The 14,748-nt window shown below is 65.3% G+C and carries 14 protein-coding genes; 7 read left to right on the forward strand and 7 right to left on the reverse strand.

All coding sequences use genetic code 11. The annotated features are described in order from the left end of the window. Positions 1-201: 201 nt before the first annotated feature. Complete coding sequence (gene ppa, locus ACXYN8_RS00480) at positions 202-732, reverse strand: inorganic diphosphatase (protein WP_458887303.1); 531 nt, start codon at positions 730-732, stop codon at positions 202-204. Positions 733-879: 147 nt separating this feature from the next. Then, positions 880-2,826 (reverse strand): M61 family metallopeptidase, encoded by a 1,947-nt coding sequence (locus tag ACXYN8_RS00485; RefSeq protein WP_458887304.1) that lies wholly within the window; start codon positions 2,824-2,826, stop codon positions 880-882. 96 nt (positions 2,827-2,922) lie between these two features. Between ACXYN8_RS00485 and hisS the strand changes: the two genes are divergently transcribed. The 6 genes from hisS to metK all read left to right on the forward strand — a co-directional run bounded on the left by hisS (position 2,923) and on the right by metK (position 9,997). Beyond that, entirely contained in the window at positions 2,923-4,314 is a 1,392-nt protein-coding gene (hisS, locus tag ACXYN8_RS00490) for a histidine--tRNA ligase (protein WP_458887305.1), read from the forward strand. After that, positions 4,311-5,378 (forward strand): peptide chain release factor 1, encoded by a 1,068-nt coding sequence (gene prfA / locus ACXYN8_RS00495; protein WP_458887306.1) that lies wholly within the window; start codon positions 4,311-4,313, stop codon positions 5,376-5,378. The genes hisS and prfA overlap by 4 nt, the downstream gene beginning before the upstream one ends. Continuing rightward, entirely contained in the window at positions 5,375-6,199 is an 825-nt protein-coding gene (prmC, locus tag ACXYN8_RS00500) for a peptide chain release factor N(5)-glutamine methyltransferase (protein ID WP_458887307.1), read from the forward strand. Before prfA ends, prmC begins: the two co-directional genes overlap by 4 nt. A 252-nt stretch (positions 6,200-6,451) precedes the next feature. After that, entirely contained in the window at positions 6,452-7,123 is a 672-nt protein-coding gene (locus tag ACXYN8_RS00505) for a DUF4167 domain-containing protein (protein ID WP_458887308.1), read from the forward strand. Between the two features lie 25 nt (positions 7,124-7,148). After that, a complete protein-coding gene (lnt, locus tag ACXYN8_RS00510) occupies positions 7,149-8,750 on the forward strand; it encodes an apolipoprotein N-acyltransferase (RefSeq protein WP_458887309.1) in 1,602 nt (533 codons plus the stop codon). 38 nt (positions 8,751-8,788) lie between these two features. Continuing rightward, positions 8,789-9,997 carry a methionine adenosyltransferase gene (gene metK, locus ACXYN8_RS00515; protein WP_458887310.1) on the forward strand — a complete coding sequence of 403 codons (1,209 nt, stop codon included), beginning with the start codon at positions 8,789-8,791 and terminating at the stop codon, positions 9,995-9,997. A 3-nt stretch (positions 9,998-10,000) separates the two neighbouring features. Here metK and ACXYN8_RS00520 read toward each other — a convergent pair whose 3' ends face one another. Genes ACXYN8_RS00520 through ACXYN8_RS00540 form a run of 5 tightly spaced genes read right to left on the reverse strand, consistent with a single transcriptional unit; the run spans position 10,001 to position 14,147 of the window. Next, positions 10,001-11,158, reverse strand: coding sequence for a CaiB/BaiF CoA transferase family protein (locus tag ACXYN8_RS00520; protein WP_458887311.1), 1,158 nt, complete (start codon positions 11,156-11,158; stop codon positions 10,001-10,003). Further along, positions 11,155-11,841, reverse strand: coding sequence for a glutathione S-transferase family protein (locus tag ACXYN8_RS00525; protein WP_458887312.1), 687 nt, complete (start codon positions 11,839-11,841; stop codon positions 11,155-11,157). Before ACXYN8_RS00525 ends, ACXYN8_RS00520 begins: the two co-directional genes overlap by 4 nt. Further along, positions 11,838-12,503 (reverse strand): CoA transferase subunit B, encoded by a 666-nt coding sequence (locus tag ACXYN8_RS00530; RefSeq protein ID WP_458887313.1) that lies wholly within the window; start codon positions 12,501-12,503, stop codon positions 11,838-11,840. Before ACXYN8_RS00530 ends, ACXYN8_RS00525 begins: the two co-directional genes overlap by 4 nt. A gap of 1 nt (position 12,504) precedes the next feature. Continuing rightward, positions 12,505-13,428, reverse strand: coding sequence for a 5'-nucleotidase, lipoprotein e(P4) family (locus tag ACXYN8_RS00535; RefSeq protein WP_458887314.1), 924 nt, complete (start codon positions 13,426-13,428; stop codon positions 12,505-12,507). Next, on the reverse strand, positions 13,425-14,147 hold the full coding sequence (locus ACXYN8_RS00540) for a CoA transferase subunit A (protein ID WP_458887315.1): 723 nt from the start codon (positions 14,145-14,147) through the stop codon (positions 13,425-13,427). The genes ACXYN8_RS00535 and ACXYN8_RS00540 overlap by 4 nt, the downstream gene beginning before the upstream one ends. A gap of 96 nt (positions 14,148-14,243) precedes the next feature. Between ACXYN8_RS00540 and ACXYN8_RS00545 the strand changes: the two genes are divergently transcribed. Continuing rightward, positions 14,244-14,666: a hypothetical protein gene (locus ACXYN8_RS00545; protein ID WP_458887316.1), complete on the forward strand. Its 423-nt coding sequence runs from the start codon at positions 14,244-14,246 to the stop codon at positions 14,664-14,666. Positions 14,667-14,748 lie beyond the last annotated feature (82 nt).

Consider the following 14,748-nt stretch of genomic DNA (forward strand, 5'->3'; position numbering starts at 1 on the left):
CGAAGGCTGTGGGCGACGAATCGTGTCGCATAGTGGCAGAATTACCATATCTGCGAGCGGCTTACAGCTACGTAGAATGCCGATCTGCTTGCTCGGCACGCAACCTCACGCAGCCGCTAACGGACGCGCCGGGACGTTAACCTTTGACCGAGAACGGGGTCATCCGGCACCGCTCAAAAGCGGCCGACGAAAATCGGGCGTTCAGGCGTTTTTGCAGCGCTCGATGCTTTCGACCACGATCCGGCGCGCTTCGGCGGCATCGCCCCACTGCCCGATTCGGACCCATTTCTCCGCTTCGAGATCCTTGTAGTGGGTGAAGAAATGCTCGATCTGCTGGAAGATGATGCTCGGCAGATCCTTGGTCTCGCCAACGTCCGAGTAATACGGGAACGTCGTGTCGACCGGCACGCAGATCAGCTTTTCGTCGCCGCCATGCTCGTCTTCGAGATTTAGCACGCCGATGGGGCGTGCGCGGACCACGCAGCCCGCAATGAAAGGCGAGCGCGCGATGACCAGCGCGTCGAGCGGGTCGCCATCGGGCGACAGCGTGTGCGGCACGAACCCGTAGTTCGCCGGATAGCGCATCGGCGTATGCAGGATGCGGTCGACGAACAGCGCGCCGCTTTCCTTGTCGAATTCGTACTTCACCGGTTCGCCGCCGGTCGGCACCTCGATGATGACGTTGAGGCTCTCGGGCGGATTGTCGCCCGTCGGGATCAGGTCGATGCGCATGAAGCGTCCTTGTTTGCGGCTGGCTGTTACGGGCCGGCTCTGGTGGTTCCGGCCCTCTCCCAGGAGTTGTCCGGCGGCCCCTAACCGCGCCGGCGGCAGGTCGCAAGCGCGATGGGACTATTGTCGTATGCCAATGGCGAAGTCGAGCTATTGCGCCCGGGCCGCGAGAAGGCGATCTAGGCCCTTGCGCCCGGTGCCGACTGGCTCGATCCAGGGATAGCGCAGGCCGCCATGGTAATCGAGCGCGATGGTGTCGTAACGCTCGCCGCGTTTCACGAGCAGTTCGATCGGCTCGCTGGTGTCCTTCGCGGCCGTCACCGCATCCTTGATCACGCTGGCGCTGTATTCCTCGCCATTGACCGCGACGACGACCGCCCCGTTGACAATGCCCGCGTCAAAGGCCGGCCCGTCCCACAAGGTGGCGGTGACCTTGCCGCCTGAATCGAGGTTCATGCCGAGCGAATAGTAGAGATCGAGGCCCTTGGAATTCTTCATTCGCCCGTCGGCGTAGGAATTGGGCTCGTCCTTCCAGACCAGCTGGTATCCCGCCATCTCCAGCCCGCGCACCGGGGCGGGCTGGTTTGGCTGGCGCAGGCGGGTGTCGAGAAAGCCTGCCCAGTCGTAAGCGAAGACGCCGTTCAGCGTCTCGACGACTTCGTCGAAATCATAGGTCGAGACGCCCCAGTCGCCATCGGTCTTGCCGAAGAAGGCGCGCGCGAAGTCGTCGAGCCCGCGGCGGCCCTTCGTCCCGTCGCGAATGATCTGGTCGGCCTCCAACCAGGTCAGCGCGCCTTCGACGTAATAATCCTCGCTGCGCTGGAGCGAGCTGTAGGGCAGCGGCCGGCGCGAGCTGATGATCGGATCGTATGTCGTATCCTGCACGCTGCGCCACGCGCGGCCGGGCTGCCCTTCGGAATAGATCGCCACTGCATTGGCGATGGTGCCAAGGATCGTTTCCTTGCTTTGCAAGCCGCTACGCGCCGCGAGGATCCAGCCCCAGAACTGCGTCTGTCCTTCGTAGACCCACAGCAGGTCGTCCTGCATCGGGGTGCGATAGTCGGGGGTCCACAAGCCTTCGGGGCGGCGGAACTTGCCGTTCCAGCTGTGCACCAGTTCGTGACTGACGACATTGTGGTCCCAGTCCATCGCCTCCCAGTCAGTGAGGGCGGTGGGTTCGTACTGGTTCTCCGCCGACCGGTGATGCTCCAGTCCGATGCCGCCCATGCGGTCGGTCATCGCCAGCAGGATGTCGTAATGGTCGAAATGGCGCGCGCCGAACAGCGCGTCCGCCTCGTCCACCAGCCGTTCGAAGCGGGCGAGGTTCTCGGGCTCCAGCTCCAGATACTTGGGCGCGTCGGCCACGGCGTCGAGCTTCACGTTGTCGTCAAGCGACCACTGGCGGGCGTATTTGCCCGCGAAGATCGGCGAATCGACCAGCGTTTCGTAGTCGACTTCCCGCCAGCTGACCGTATCGCCGGCACGGACTTGCCCGTCGAGCGCGGTGAAGACCTGCCAGCCGGCCGGGACTTTTACCGTCGGCTTCACCTCGATCCGGCGGGTGTAATGCCCGGCGGGATAAAGACTCATCTTTTCCCACTGCAGGTTGAGCATTTCCTGCGTCATGGTGACGCGCCCTTCGCTGCCCGTTACGGGGGAGGTGTGGAGGAAGTTCGCAGTCACTTCGGTCACGCCGTCGGGCACGATAACCACGAAGCGATAGACGTCCAGCGTGTCGCGCCGCCATTCCAGCGGTTGGCCCCCTGCGAAGAAGCGGATGCTGGAAAGCAGATTGATCGGCCCGCGCGCGGCGTGATTGCCGGGCAGCCATTCCGGAAAGAGCAGTTCCAGCTGCCGCGTGCCCGGCACCACCGGGATCGTCTGCGTCACCGCATAGACGCCCCGAGGGGTGTCGGTTGCGTCGATATTCAGCGCGATAGTGCCGCCGGGCCACGGCGTGTCCTGCGGCAGGGGCGTACCGTCAGCGAGCTGCGGTGCGACCGGAGCGCTGTTGCCTTCGGGCCGGGACTGGGCGCTTGCCGGCGTGGAAAAGAGGAGGGCGGAGGCGAGTGCGAGCGACGCGACTGTTGTTTTCATGGGCGCAATCCATGCGGGCGAGCCGGTGCGAAGGCAAGCGAGCGTTCGACGAGCGGCTTTCCCCTCTCCACCGAACGCGCTAGATGCGCGCGCGATATGAGCAAGACACCCCAGGCCATTCGCGGCACGCAGGACATTTTCGGACCCGAAGCGGAGGCTTTCGCGCACGTCGTCGACACGTTCGAGCGGGTGCGGAAATTCTACCGCTTCCGCCGGGTGGAAATGCCCGTGTTCGAAAAGACCGAAGTGTTCAGCCGCGCCATCGGCGAGACGACCGATGTCGTATCCAAGGAAATGTACTCGTTCGAGGACCGCGGCGGGGATTCGCTGACCCTGCGTCCCGAATTCACGGCCGGGATCGCGCGCGCCTATCTCTCCAACGGCTGGCAGCAGCACGCGCCGGTGAAGCTGGCCACCCACGGACCGCTGTTCCGCTACGAACGTCCGCAGAAGGGCCGCTATCGCCAGTTCCACCAGCTCGACGCGGAGATCATCGGCGCGGCCGAGCCGCAGGCGGATGTGGAACTGCTGGCGTTGGCCGACCAATTGCTGAAGGAGCTTGGGATCGACGGCGTGACGCTGCATCTCAATACCCTTGGCGACGGGGACAGCCGCGAGGCGTGGCGCGCGGCGCTGGTCGAATACTTCCGTGCGGTAAAAGGCGAACTGTCCGAGGATTCGCAGGAGAGGCTGGAGAAGAACCCGCTCCGCATTCTCGACAGCAAGGACCGCCGCGACCGCGCCTTCGTGGCCGACGCGCCGAAGATCGACGCCTACCTTTCGGACGAGGCGCGCGCCTTCTTCGATGCGGTGACCAGCGGTCTCGACGCCGCGGGGGTCAAATGGCAGCGCGCCGAAAGCCTTGTGCGCGGGCTCGACTATTATCGTCACACCGCCTTCGAATTTATCCCCGACGAGGGCAGCGAGGCGGCAGGCAAACTCGGCAGCCAGAGCACCATTCTCGGTGGCGGGCGCTACGACGGCCTGATGGAAAGCCTTGGCGGTGCGGCGACGCCGGCGGTCGGCTGGGCCGCAGGGATCGAGCGGCTGGCCATGCTGGTCGACGACCGCGTCCCCGGATCGACCTTCGACGTCGCGATCCTGCCGATGGCGGATGGCGCGATGGACGTCGCTTACAAGCTCGCCCGGACGCTGCGCGAGGATTGGAGCAATGTCGACATCCTTGCGAGCGGCAAGCTGAAGAAGCGAATGGCGCGCGCCAACGAACAGGGCGCGCTCCTAGCCGTGATGATCGGCGAGGACGAGCTGGCAAAGGGTGTTGTCACCGTGCGCGACCTGCACGACGGCGAGCAGGCCGAAGTCGCGCCTAATGACGTCGGCGATATCGTCCGCAAGGCGCAGAACGCGAACTGGCTGCGCGAAAACGAGGCGATGGGTATCGAGGTGCCCGACATGGATGCCTGGCCCGACGACCTGCCGCACGGTTTCAACACCGAACCCCAAGACAGCGGCACGGATTCCGAGTGAGCATCCCTACCGAACGCCTGAACCAGATCGCCCACCGCTTCGCCGAGCTCGAAGCGCGGATGGCGAGCGGGACGCTGGAAGGCGAGGAATTCGTCGCCGCCAGCCGCGACTATGCAGAGCTTGAACCGGTCGCAAGGACCGCGGGCGAGGTGCAGACCATGCGCGAAGAGATCGACGGGCTGGAGGATATGCTTGCCGACCCTGAGATGAAGGCCATGGCAGAGGAGGAACTTTCCGCCCTGCGTGCCGCCCTGCCGGAAAAGGAGCGTGCGCTCGCCATTTCCATGCTGCCGCGCGATTCGGCCGATGCGCGCCCTGCGATGCTCGAAATCCGCGCCGGCACCGGGGGAGACGAGGCGGCGCTGTTCGCGGGCGACCTCTACCGCATGTACGAGAAATACGCGGGCGAGCAGGGCTGGAAGGTGGAACCGGTCAGCATGAACGCCAGCGAGGTCGGCGGCTTCAAGGAAATCGTCGCCAACGTGACCGGCACGGGCGTGTTCGCCAAGATGAAGTTCGAAAGCGGCGTCCACCGCGTGCAGCGCGTGCCCGTGACCGAAAGCGGCGGGCGAATTCATACCAGCGCCGCCACCGTGGCCGTCTTGCCCGAACCGACCGAGGTCGATGTCAGCATCGATCAGAACGACCTCAAGATCGACATCTACCGGTCCAGCGGGGCGGGCGGGCAGCACGTCAACACCACCGATTCCGCTGTCCGCATAACGCACGTACCGACCGGCATCGTCGTCGCCATGCAGGACGAGCGCAGCCAGCACCGCAATCGCGACAAGGCGATGCAGGTGCTGCGCGCGCGACTGTATGAAAAGCGCCGCGAGGAAGTGCACGGCGCCGAGGCCGAAGCTCGCCGCGCGATGGTCGGCAGCGGCGACCGTTCCGAACGCATCCGCACATACAACTTCCCGCAGGGGCGCGTCACCGACCACCGCATCGGTCTGACGCTGCACAAGCTGGAGGAGGTGCTGGCAGGCACCGGACTTAGCGAGATGATCGACGCGCTGATCGCCGAGGACGAGGCCAAGCGCCTCGCCGCGCTCGACGGGTGAGGGTGGCCGAAGCCGTCCGCGCCACGGCGCAGCGCCTGTCGGACACCAGCGACACTTCGCGGCTCGATGCCGAGCTACTGATGGCGCACGCGTTGGGCGTGGCCCGTTCCGACCTGTTGCTGCGGCACATGGATGCTGACGTGCCAGCTGTATTTGCGGAACTTGTCGAACGCCGCGCGGTGCGCGAGCCGGTGGCGCACATTCTTGGGCGGCAGGAATTTTACGGGCGCACCTTCCGCGTGACGCCCGACGTCCTGATCCCGCGCGGCGATAGCGAGAGCGTCGTCGAAGCGGCGCTGGAAGTCGCTCCGCAGGCCCGGCGCGTGCTCGATTGCGGAACCGGGTCGGGTGCCCTGCTGGTAACCTGCCTGCTCGAACTCGGCGACGCGACCGGCATCGGCGTCGATGCCAGCGAGGCGGCGCTCGCCGTCGCGCAGGATAACGCACAGACGCTGGGGCTGATCGGCGCGCGGGCCCGGTTCCTCCCGCGCGACTGGACCGAGCCGGACTGGGCGCACGACCTCGGCAAATTCGATCTGATTATCGCCAATCCGCCTTACGTGGAGGACGCTGCCGAGCTCGATCCCGACGTCCGCGACTTCGAACCGGCGGATGCCCTGTTCGCCGGGCCGGAGGGATTGGACGATTACCGGGTGCTGATCCCGCAGCTGCGCGCGCTGCTGAGCGATGGTGGCATCGCCGTGCTGGAGATCGGTGCGGAGCAGGCAATTGCAGTCGGGCAGATCGCCGAGGCCGCCGGTTTCCGCAGCGAATTGCGCCGCGACCTGGGGGGACGCGCCCGGACACTTATCTTGCAATAGGGGTTGGCAAGTCCCGAAAAGCTTATTAACTCAGGTTGCAGGCCCACGGCAGGCGGCTTTGTTCCCCTCCCGCGACGGCCTGATCCGACATTTGCATGAGACTTCCGGCCACACGGCCCCAAGCTAGGGAAATCGGCAGATACGGGTTAACGCCGCACCATTGGTTGGTGCGTGCGTGAATGAGGGGTCAGGGCGACCAGTGCGGAAACGGGCAATCGGTCCGCAGGGCGCGTAAAGAGGAAATCCATTCCCTTGAACAACAATCGTGGCAACAACCGTCGGCGCGGCCGCGGGAACAACAGCAACAATCGCCAGCAGGGCGGCGGCAATCAGTCCAACCGGATCGACAGCCGCGCTCGTGGCAATGCCCCGCAGATGCTCGACAAGTACAAGAAGCTCGCGCATGACGCGCAGCTCAACGGCGACCGCGTGCAGGCGGAATATTACTTGCAGTTTGCCGACCACTATTTCCGCGTTCTTGCCGACAACAAGGCCCGCAAGGAAGAAACGCAGGGCAAGCGTGACGATGATCGCAACCAGTCCGACGATGACGACGACGGTTACGACGACGATCAGCAGCAGCACCAGCCGCAGCAGCAGCGCGCGCCCAAGAAATCGCGCAATCGCCGCCAGAACAACGACGACGACGGCGACGACAATCGCGGCTCCGACAGCGACGACAACGACGAAGATGGCGAAAACCCCTTCGTTCGCGAAACGCGCAAGCCGCGGGCACGCAAACCCCGCGTACGGAAGGACGATGGCGGCGAGGATTCGGGCGGCAACGGTCTCGACCCGTCGGCGCTTCCGCCCTCGATCGCGAGCGAAGGTGACGAGGGAAGCAGTCCCAAGCCCCGCCGCCGTGCTCCGCGCAAGCCCAAGGTCGAAGATAGCGGCGAAGGCGCACTAGAGGCGGCCGAATAAGCCCCCGCGCGGGGTTTCCGCGACAATGGCGGCTGTGCTTCATCGCCTGACTGACACTGGCCGGGCGCACCCGCGCCTCGCTGCCCTCCTGCTCGGTCTGCTGTCCGCGACGGGTTTCCAGCCGCTCGGCCTGTGGCCGATTGCGCTGCTGGCGATGGCAGGCTTCGTTGCCTTGCTGTCCGCTTCGACGGGCTGGCGCCACGCCTTCGCGCTTGGCTGGATATTCGGCTGGGCGCATTTCACGCTCGGCAACAACTGGATTGCGACTGCCTTCACCTATCAGGCGAACATGCCCGCTATCCTCGGCTGGGCGGCGGTGCCCCTGCTGGCTATCTATCTCGCGGTATATCCGGCCATAGCAGCCGCTGGCGCTGCGGCGTTGGCACGCGGCGAACGGCGCTGGTCGCTGGTGCTTGCTTTCGCCGGCTGCTGGATCGTCGCCGAATGGCTGCGCTCGTGGGTCTTCACTGGCTATTCGTGGAACCCCTTCGGCATGGTGCTGCTCGGCGATTTCGGGCGTCCCGGCCTCGCCTTGATCGCGCCGTGGATGGGCACCTACGCACTGTCGGGTGTCGCGGTGCTGCTGTCGGGCGCGCTCTGGATGATGGCGCACGAGCGCCGCTGGTTGTTCGCCGGTGCCGGAGCGGCCGCAGTGACGCTGGCCATGCTCGCCCCGCCGATCGGATCGGCTGAGGAGGGCGTGCAGGACTTCCTCCTCGTCCAGCCCGACATCCGGCAGGAAGTGCTCAACGATCCCGCGATGTTCGAGAGCAATTTCATCCGCACCGCCGAACTCACCCGTTCCGGCAAGTCCGTAGCCGAAGGGCGGGAGCGCCTTGTGCTGTGGCCGGAATCCGGCGTGCCGGATTACCTGCGCGAAGGCTATCCGCAGCGTTACTACACGCAGATGACCGCGCGCGGCGACCCGCTCTACGCCCGTCGCCGCATCGGGCAGCTGATCGGCAACAACTCCACCCTGCTCACCGGCGCAGTCGATCTGGAGATCGAGAATGGTCGCGCGGCAGGTGCGCGCAACACGGTTACGGCGATCACCGGGCAGGGCGATCTCGTCGGCAGTTACGCGAAGGCGCATCTCGTTCCCTACGGCGAGTATCTGCCGCTGCGCCCGGTGCTGGAGCCGCTCGGCCTGTCGCGGCTGGTGCCGGGTGCGATCGACTTCTGGCCCGGCCCCGGCGCGGCGACGCTTGACCTTGGCGAAGGGCGGCGCACCGGCGTACAGATTTGTTACGAGATCATCTTTTCTGGTCAGGTCGCTGATGCAGGCGATCGCCCGGACTTCATCTTCAACCCGTCGAACGATGGCTGGTTCGGCGCGTTCGGCCCGCCGCAGCATCTCGCGCAGGCGCGTATGCGCGCGGTGGAGGAAGGCTTGCCGGTGCTGCGCGCCACCACGACCGGTATCAGCGCAGTCATCGACGCGCGCGGCGTGGTGCGCGACTATCTGCCGATGCATCGCGCAGGAATCATGGAAGGCCGCATTCCGCCAGCGGCCGCGCCGACCTTGTTCGCCCGCCTCGGCAACTTTCTGCCGCTCGGCTGGGCGGGGCTCTTTATCCTGCTGGCGCTCATTGCTATGCGCCGCGCAAAGCACACGACAATTTCCTGAAATTGCACCTATAGAACCCGCCAGCGGGAAGGATTGATATGCGTTCCGATTACCTGTTCACTTCCGAAAGCGTGTCCGAGGGCCACCCGGACAAGGTCTCCGACCAGATTTCCGACGCCGTGGTCGACCTGTTCCTCTCCAAGGATCCCGAAGCGCGCGTCGCCTGCGAAACGCTGACGACGACGCAGCGCGTGGTGCTCGCCGGTGAGATCCGTTGCAAGGGCGTGTTCGAGAACGGTGACTGGGTCGATGGCGCACTCGAAGAGATCGAACAGGTCGTCCGCGACACCGTGCGCGAAATCGGTTACGAGCAGGACGGCTTCCACTGGGAAACGCTGACCTTCGAGAACCATCTGCACGGCCAGAGCGCGCACATCGCGCAGGGCGTCGATGCCAGCGGCAACAAGGACGAAGGCGCGGGCGACCAGGGCATCATGTTCGGTTTCGCCTGCGACGAAACCGACGATCTGATGCCCGCCCCGCTCGATTACAGCCACAAGATCCTGCACCGCATGGCACAGGACCGCAAATCGGGCGCTGCGCCGTTCCTCGAACCCGACGCCAAGAGCCAGGTGACGCTGCGCTATCGCAACGGCAAGCCAGTAGCCTGCACTGCCGTGGTGGTTTCCACCCAGCACGCCGAAGGCTACGACAAGGGCGAGGAAGAGGCGACGCTCAAGAGCTACGTCAAGGGCGTGGTCGCCGACATTCTTCCAGACGGCTTCCTGTCGGACGAAACCGCCTGGCACATCAACCCGACGGGCAGCTTCGTGATCGGCGGGCCAGACGGTGACGCCGGGCTGACGGGTCGCAAGATCATCGTCGACACCTATGGCGGCGCGGCCCCGCACGGCGGCGGCGCGTTCAGCGGCAAGGATCCCACGAAGGTCGATCGCAGCGCGGCATATATCAGCCGCTACCTGGCCAAGAACATCGTCGCGGCGGGTCTTGCCACGCGCTGCACCATCCAGCTCAGCTACGCCATCGGTGTGTCCGCGCCGCTGTCGCTCTATGTCGACACGCATGGCACCGGCACCGTCGCGGACGACGCGCTGGAGAACGCCATTCGCAGCATCGACAAGCTCGGCGGGCTGACCCCGCGCGGCATTCGCACGCATCTCGGCCTCAACAAGCCGATCTACCGTGCCAGCGCTGCCTACGGCCACTTCGGTCGCAACGCGAAGGGCGATCACTTCCCGTGGGAACGCACCGATCTGGTGGACGACCTCAAGGCCGCTCTCGGCTGATCGTCAGTCGTCGCCGCCAAGCAGTGGTGGCGGGAGGTCGAGCGCCAGTTCGGCATCGGAAAAGACGATCGGGCTGCGGAGCGAGCGCATTCCGCCGACCTCCACCTGTAGCCCCCGTGCCAGTGTCTGCGGATCGGCAAGCGCCTCTTCCACTTGGTGGATCGGGCCTGCCGGGATGCCGGCGTCGGCACAGGCGGCGAGCAGAGCTTCGCGCGCCCAGCTGACGGTTTCCCCGGCAATGATCCCGTCGATTACCGCGCGGTGGGCTATCCGGCCTTCATTGGTGGCGAAGCGGGAGTCTTCGAGAAGATCGGGCCGTTCGAGCACGATCAGCAACTTGCGGAACAAGCCGTCGTTGGCGGGTGCGAGCACCACCGGCCCGTCCTTCGTCGGAAAGACTCCGTAGGCGCTTACCTGCGCGTGAGAGTTGCCCATGCGCGGCGGATTTTCGCCATTGGCGTAGAAACTCTGCGCCTGATGGGCGAGCAGCGCGACCGAGCAATCGAACAGCGACATGTCGATGTGCTGTCCGGTCCCCGTGCAGATCCGCATTGCCAGCGCGGACTGGATCGCGATGGTCGCGTATAAGCCGCAGAACAGGTCGCTGATCGACATGCCGTGCTTCATCGGCGCGCCGTCGGGTTCGCCGGTCAGTGCCATGAACCCGCTCATCGCCTGCACCACGAAGTCGTAACCCGGCTCGTCGCGGCGCGGGCCGGTCTGGCCGAAGCCGCTGATCGAACAGGTGACGAGAGCGAGGTTGTCCGCTGAGAGATTGGCGTGGTCGAGGCCGAAGCGTGCCAGCGTGCCGGGCTTGAAGTTCTCGATTACCACGTCCGCCTCGCGCGCCAGTTCGCGCACGGCAGCAAGGTCGCCTGCTTCGTTGAAGTCGGCGACCATCCCGCGCTTGCCGCGATTGCAGCCGTGGAAATAGGCAGCCTCGCGCACGGTTTCTCCGGCAGCATCCTCCCGCGTGAAAAACGGCGGACCCCACAGCCTTGTGCCGTCGCCGTCCGGGCTCTCGACCTTGATCACGTCGGCACCGAGGTCGGCCAGCGTTTGCCCGGCCCAGGGGCCTGCCAGCACACGGGCAAGTTCCAACACCTTCAAACCGGCAAGCGGAGCGCGGGAATTGCGTGGCTCGTCCAGCCACGCGATCATCGGGTGCGATAGTCCGCCGTGATGCGGCCGCAAGCGGCGAGCTCTTCTTCATGGGAGGCTTCGCGCCAGCTTTCGGCCAGCGCCTCCTCTTCCCACTGCTGCATGGCCGGGTGTGCGAGAATATGGTCCACCCAGGCCTGCCCCTTGCCGACATCGAGGCCGTAAGTGCGGATGCGATAGGCGACCGGCGCGTAGAAGGCATCGAGCGCAGTGAACTGTTTACCTGCCAGCCACGGTCCGCCGAACTGCTCCAGCCCCTGCTCGAATAGTTCGCGGATGCGGGTGACATCGCGAGCCAAGGCCGGGCTGTGTTCCCCCGGCGTTACGCGCACGCCAACGTTCATGGTGCAATCGTTGCGGAGCGCGGAGAAGCCGCCGTGCATTTCAGCGACGGCGCATTGCGCGAAAGCGCGCGCCGCCTCGTCAGCAGGCCACACGCCCTCGTGCCGTTCCGCCAGATACAGCGCGATGCCGAGGGAATCCCACACCGTGCGCTCGCCGTCGATCAGTACCGGGACTTGGCCGGTGGGCGAAAAAGCGCGGAACTCGTCCCAGTTGACCGGTTTGGTAAAGGGCTCGATCCGGTCGCTGAACGGAATGGAGAGCGCCTTCATCAGCACCCAGGGGCGCAGCGACCAGCTGGAATAGTTCCGGTTGGCCGTGACGAGGGTGTACCCGCTCAAGACAGGGCAACCTCGTAATGCGCGGTGGTCTTCGCCGCGACATCATCTGCGCTGACGCCGGGGGCAAGTTCGACCAGCCGGAACGGGCTGTCATGGTCGGGCCGCTGGAACACGGCGAGATCGGTGATGATCATGTCTACGACATCGGTGCCGGTCAGCGGCAGGGTGCAATCGGGGATGAATTTCGGGCTGCCGTCCCTCGCGCAGTGGTCCATCACGACGATGATCTTCTTGACCCCGGCGACGAGGTCCATCGCGCCGCCCATGCCCTTGATCATCTTGCCGGGGATCATCCAGTTCGCGATGTCGCCGCCCTGGCTGACTTCCATCGCGCCCAGCACGGTCAGGTCGATGTGCCCGCCGCGGATCATGCCGAAGCTGAAGGCGCTGTCGAAATAGGCGCTGTGCGGCAGTTCGCTGATGGTCTGCTTGCCCGCGTTGATCAGGTCCGGGTCTTCCTCGCCCGCATAGGGGAACGGCCCGATGCCGAGCATCCCGTTCTCGCTCTGCAGCGTGACGAACATGTCGTCGGGAATGTGATTGGCGACCAGCGTCGGGATGCCGATGCCGAGGTTGACGTAGAAGCCGTCCTCCAGCTCGCGCGCGGCGCGGGCGGCCATTTCGTCGCGGGTCCAGCCCTGCTTTGTATCGGTTTCGCTCATCTCACTCGCCTTGGTCTGAGGTTGCGGGGGTCCAGCGCGTTTCTGGCGGGAAGACCTCGTTAACGCTTCCCTTCTGCCACGCGCCGTAGACCGGGTTCGGCAGAAGGAACCAGCCGTTGCCCCACAGCTGCGCATAGGCGCCGCGCGCGGCCATGGCCCGGCGCTGCTGCACGGCATCTTCGTCGGCATTGAACACGTCGGCGAAGTCGCCAAGGTTGTCCCCCGCCAGCGCGATGACGCAATATTTGCTCGCGATGGTGGCGCGGCGGCCATCCTTGCGGCTGCCCATGTCATCGTCGCCGCGCAGGAAGAGATTTTCCTTGTGAACAGCCGGACCGAGCCCGGCGGCCTCTATCGCGGCAGCAGTCGGCGCGGCACTGTCGGAATTGCGGTTGGTGTTGAAGATGACCGCGATGCCCGCTTCGCGCAGCCGCCTAAGGCCTGTGACCGCACCGGGAACGGGCTGGGCGATGCCCGCGCCGCCTTGTTCCCACTCGCGCCATTTCGCGCTGTCATAGGAAGATGCGGAATAGGCCTGCCAATATTCGTAACCGGTGTTGAGCAGCACGGTCTCGTCGACGTCGAACACCGCGGCGAAAGGTTTTGTCCTGCCGTCCTCGTCTACGCAGGACGGGGTGGCGATGCCGCCCGCGGCTTCCGGCAAGCCCAGCGGCACCGATTGCGGCACCTTGCGCTGGCGCGAAACCGCGACCGTATAATCCGCCAGCTGCCGCCATGTCTGGACCGAGGCCGCTGCCGCTTCGCCGCTGCCGTAGAGCCAGCGCATGGTATCGGGCGCGGCGCTGTCTCCGGTGAGGGCGGCGGACGAGGCGATCGCCGGTGCAGGCGGGTCGCCGTAATCGTTTACCATGACGCAGCCGGCCAGCAGCGCGGCCGCGCAGAGCGTGGCAGACGCGCGCATCATGCCGTTTCCCGCGAGCGGGTCGTCACGAACTCTATCTTCTTGTCGTAGGGCGCGCCCACGATCATGCGCTGGACATAGACGCCAGGCAGATGGATGCTGTCGGGATCGAGGCTGCCCGCGGGCACGACCTCCTCAACCTCGACCACGCAGACCTTGCCGCAGGTCGCGGCTGGCACGTTAAAATTGCGCGCGGTCTTGCGGAAGACGATATTGCCGGTCTCGTCCGCCTTCCACGCCTTGACCAGCGCAAGGTCGGCAAAGATGCCGCGTTCGAGAATGAAGTCCTCTTCCTGTCCGTCACGGCCCACGAAGCGCTTCACTTCCTTGCCTTCGGCCACCTGGGTGCCGACGCCGGTCTTGGTATAGAAGCCGGGAATGCCCGCGCCGCCCGCGCGCATCCGTTCCGCCAGCGTACCCTGGGGGCAGAATTCGACCTCGAGCTCGCCCGCCAGAAACTGCCGTTCGAACTCCTTGTTCTCACCCACGTAGGAGGAGATCATCTTGCTGACCTGCCTCGTCCGCAGCAGCTTGCCGATGCCTTCGTTGTCGATTCCGGCATTGTTGCTGGCGAAGGTCAGGTCCTTGACCCCCGAATCGCGCACCGCGTCGAGCAGGCGTTCCGGAATGCCGCACAAGCCGAAGCCGCCACAGGCGATCAGCAGGCCATCTTCGAGCAATCCGTCGAGAGCGGCGGCGGCATCGGGGTAGAGTTTCTGCATCAATCCTCCGGGTCGTTCGCATCTGCGATATCGGGCAAGCCCTATCGTCTCGCCGCGCGTCTGTCACCCGTCGGCGCGATGGTGTATGACGTGGCCATGTCGAAACGCCTCCTGAGCCATCGCGACTGCCTTGTGCTGGCGCTGCTGCCACTCGCCGGCTGTGCGACCGTGACCGCGCAAGCACAGCGCGACTACGTTGCGCATTTCAACGAGCCATTCCTGACGCTGACCAGCAAGGGTGTGACGATGGAACTTAAATCGCCGGAGGAACTCGATGGCCGGTCGTTCCGGGTTTCGCGCGAGCAAGTCTCGGGCGGAGCAAGCTTTTCCGGCCAGCTCGACCCCGGTGCGCCCGAGTCGCGATTCCGCCTGACGGTTCGCGAAGGCGCGTGCGAGGACGATATGTCGGGGCTGCCGTTTTCTCATACGGCGGTGCTGGAGCGCGGAGCGGAACTCGAATTGCAGCCCCATCGCGGCTGTGCGCGACTCATCACGGAACCGCAGCCGCGGGAACGCTAACGATTTCAGCCGGTTGCGTTTTTTGCAATCTGACCCGACCTTTTCGCACTTGCACAATAAATGCTGCAACTGCACATAGGGC

This window comes from Altererythrobacter sp. CAU 1778, assembly GCF_054482795.1.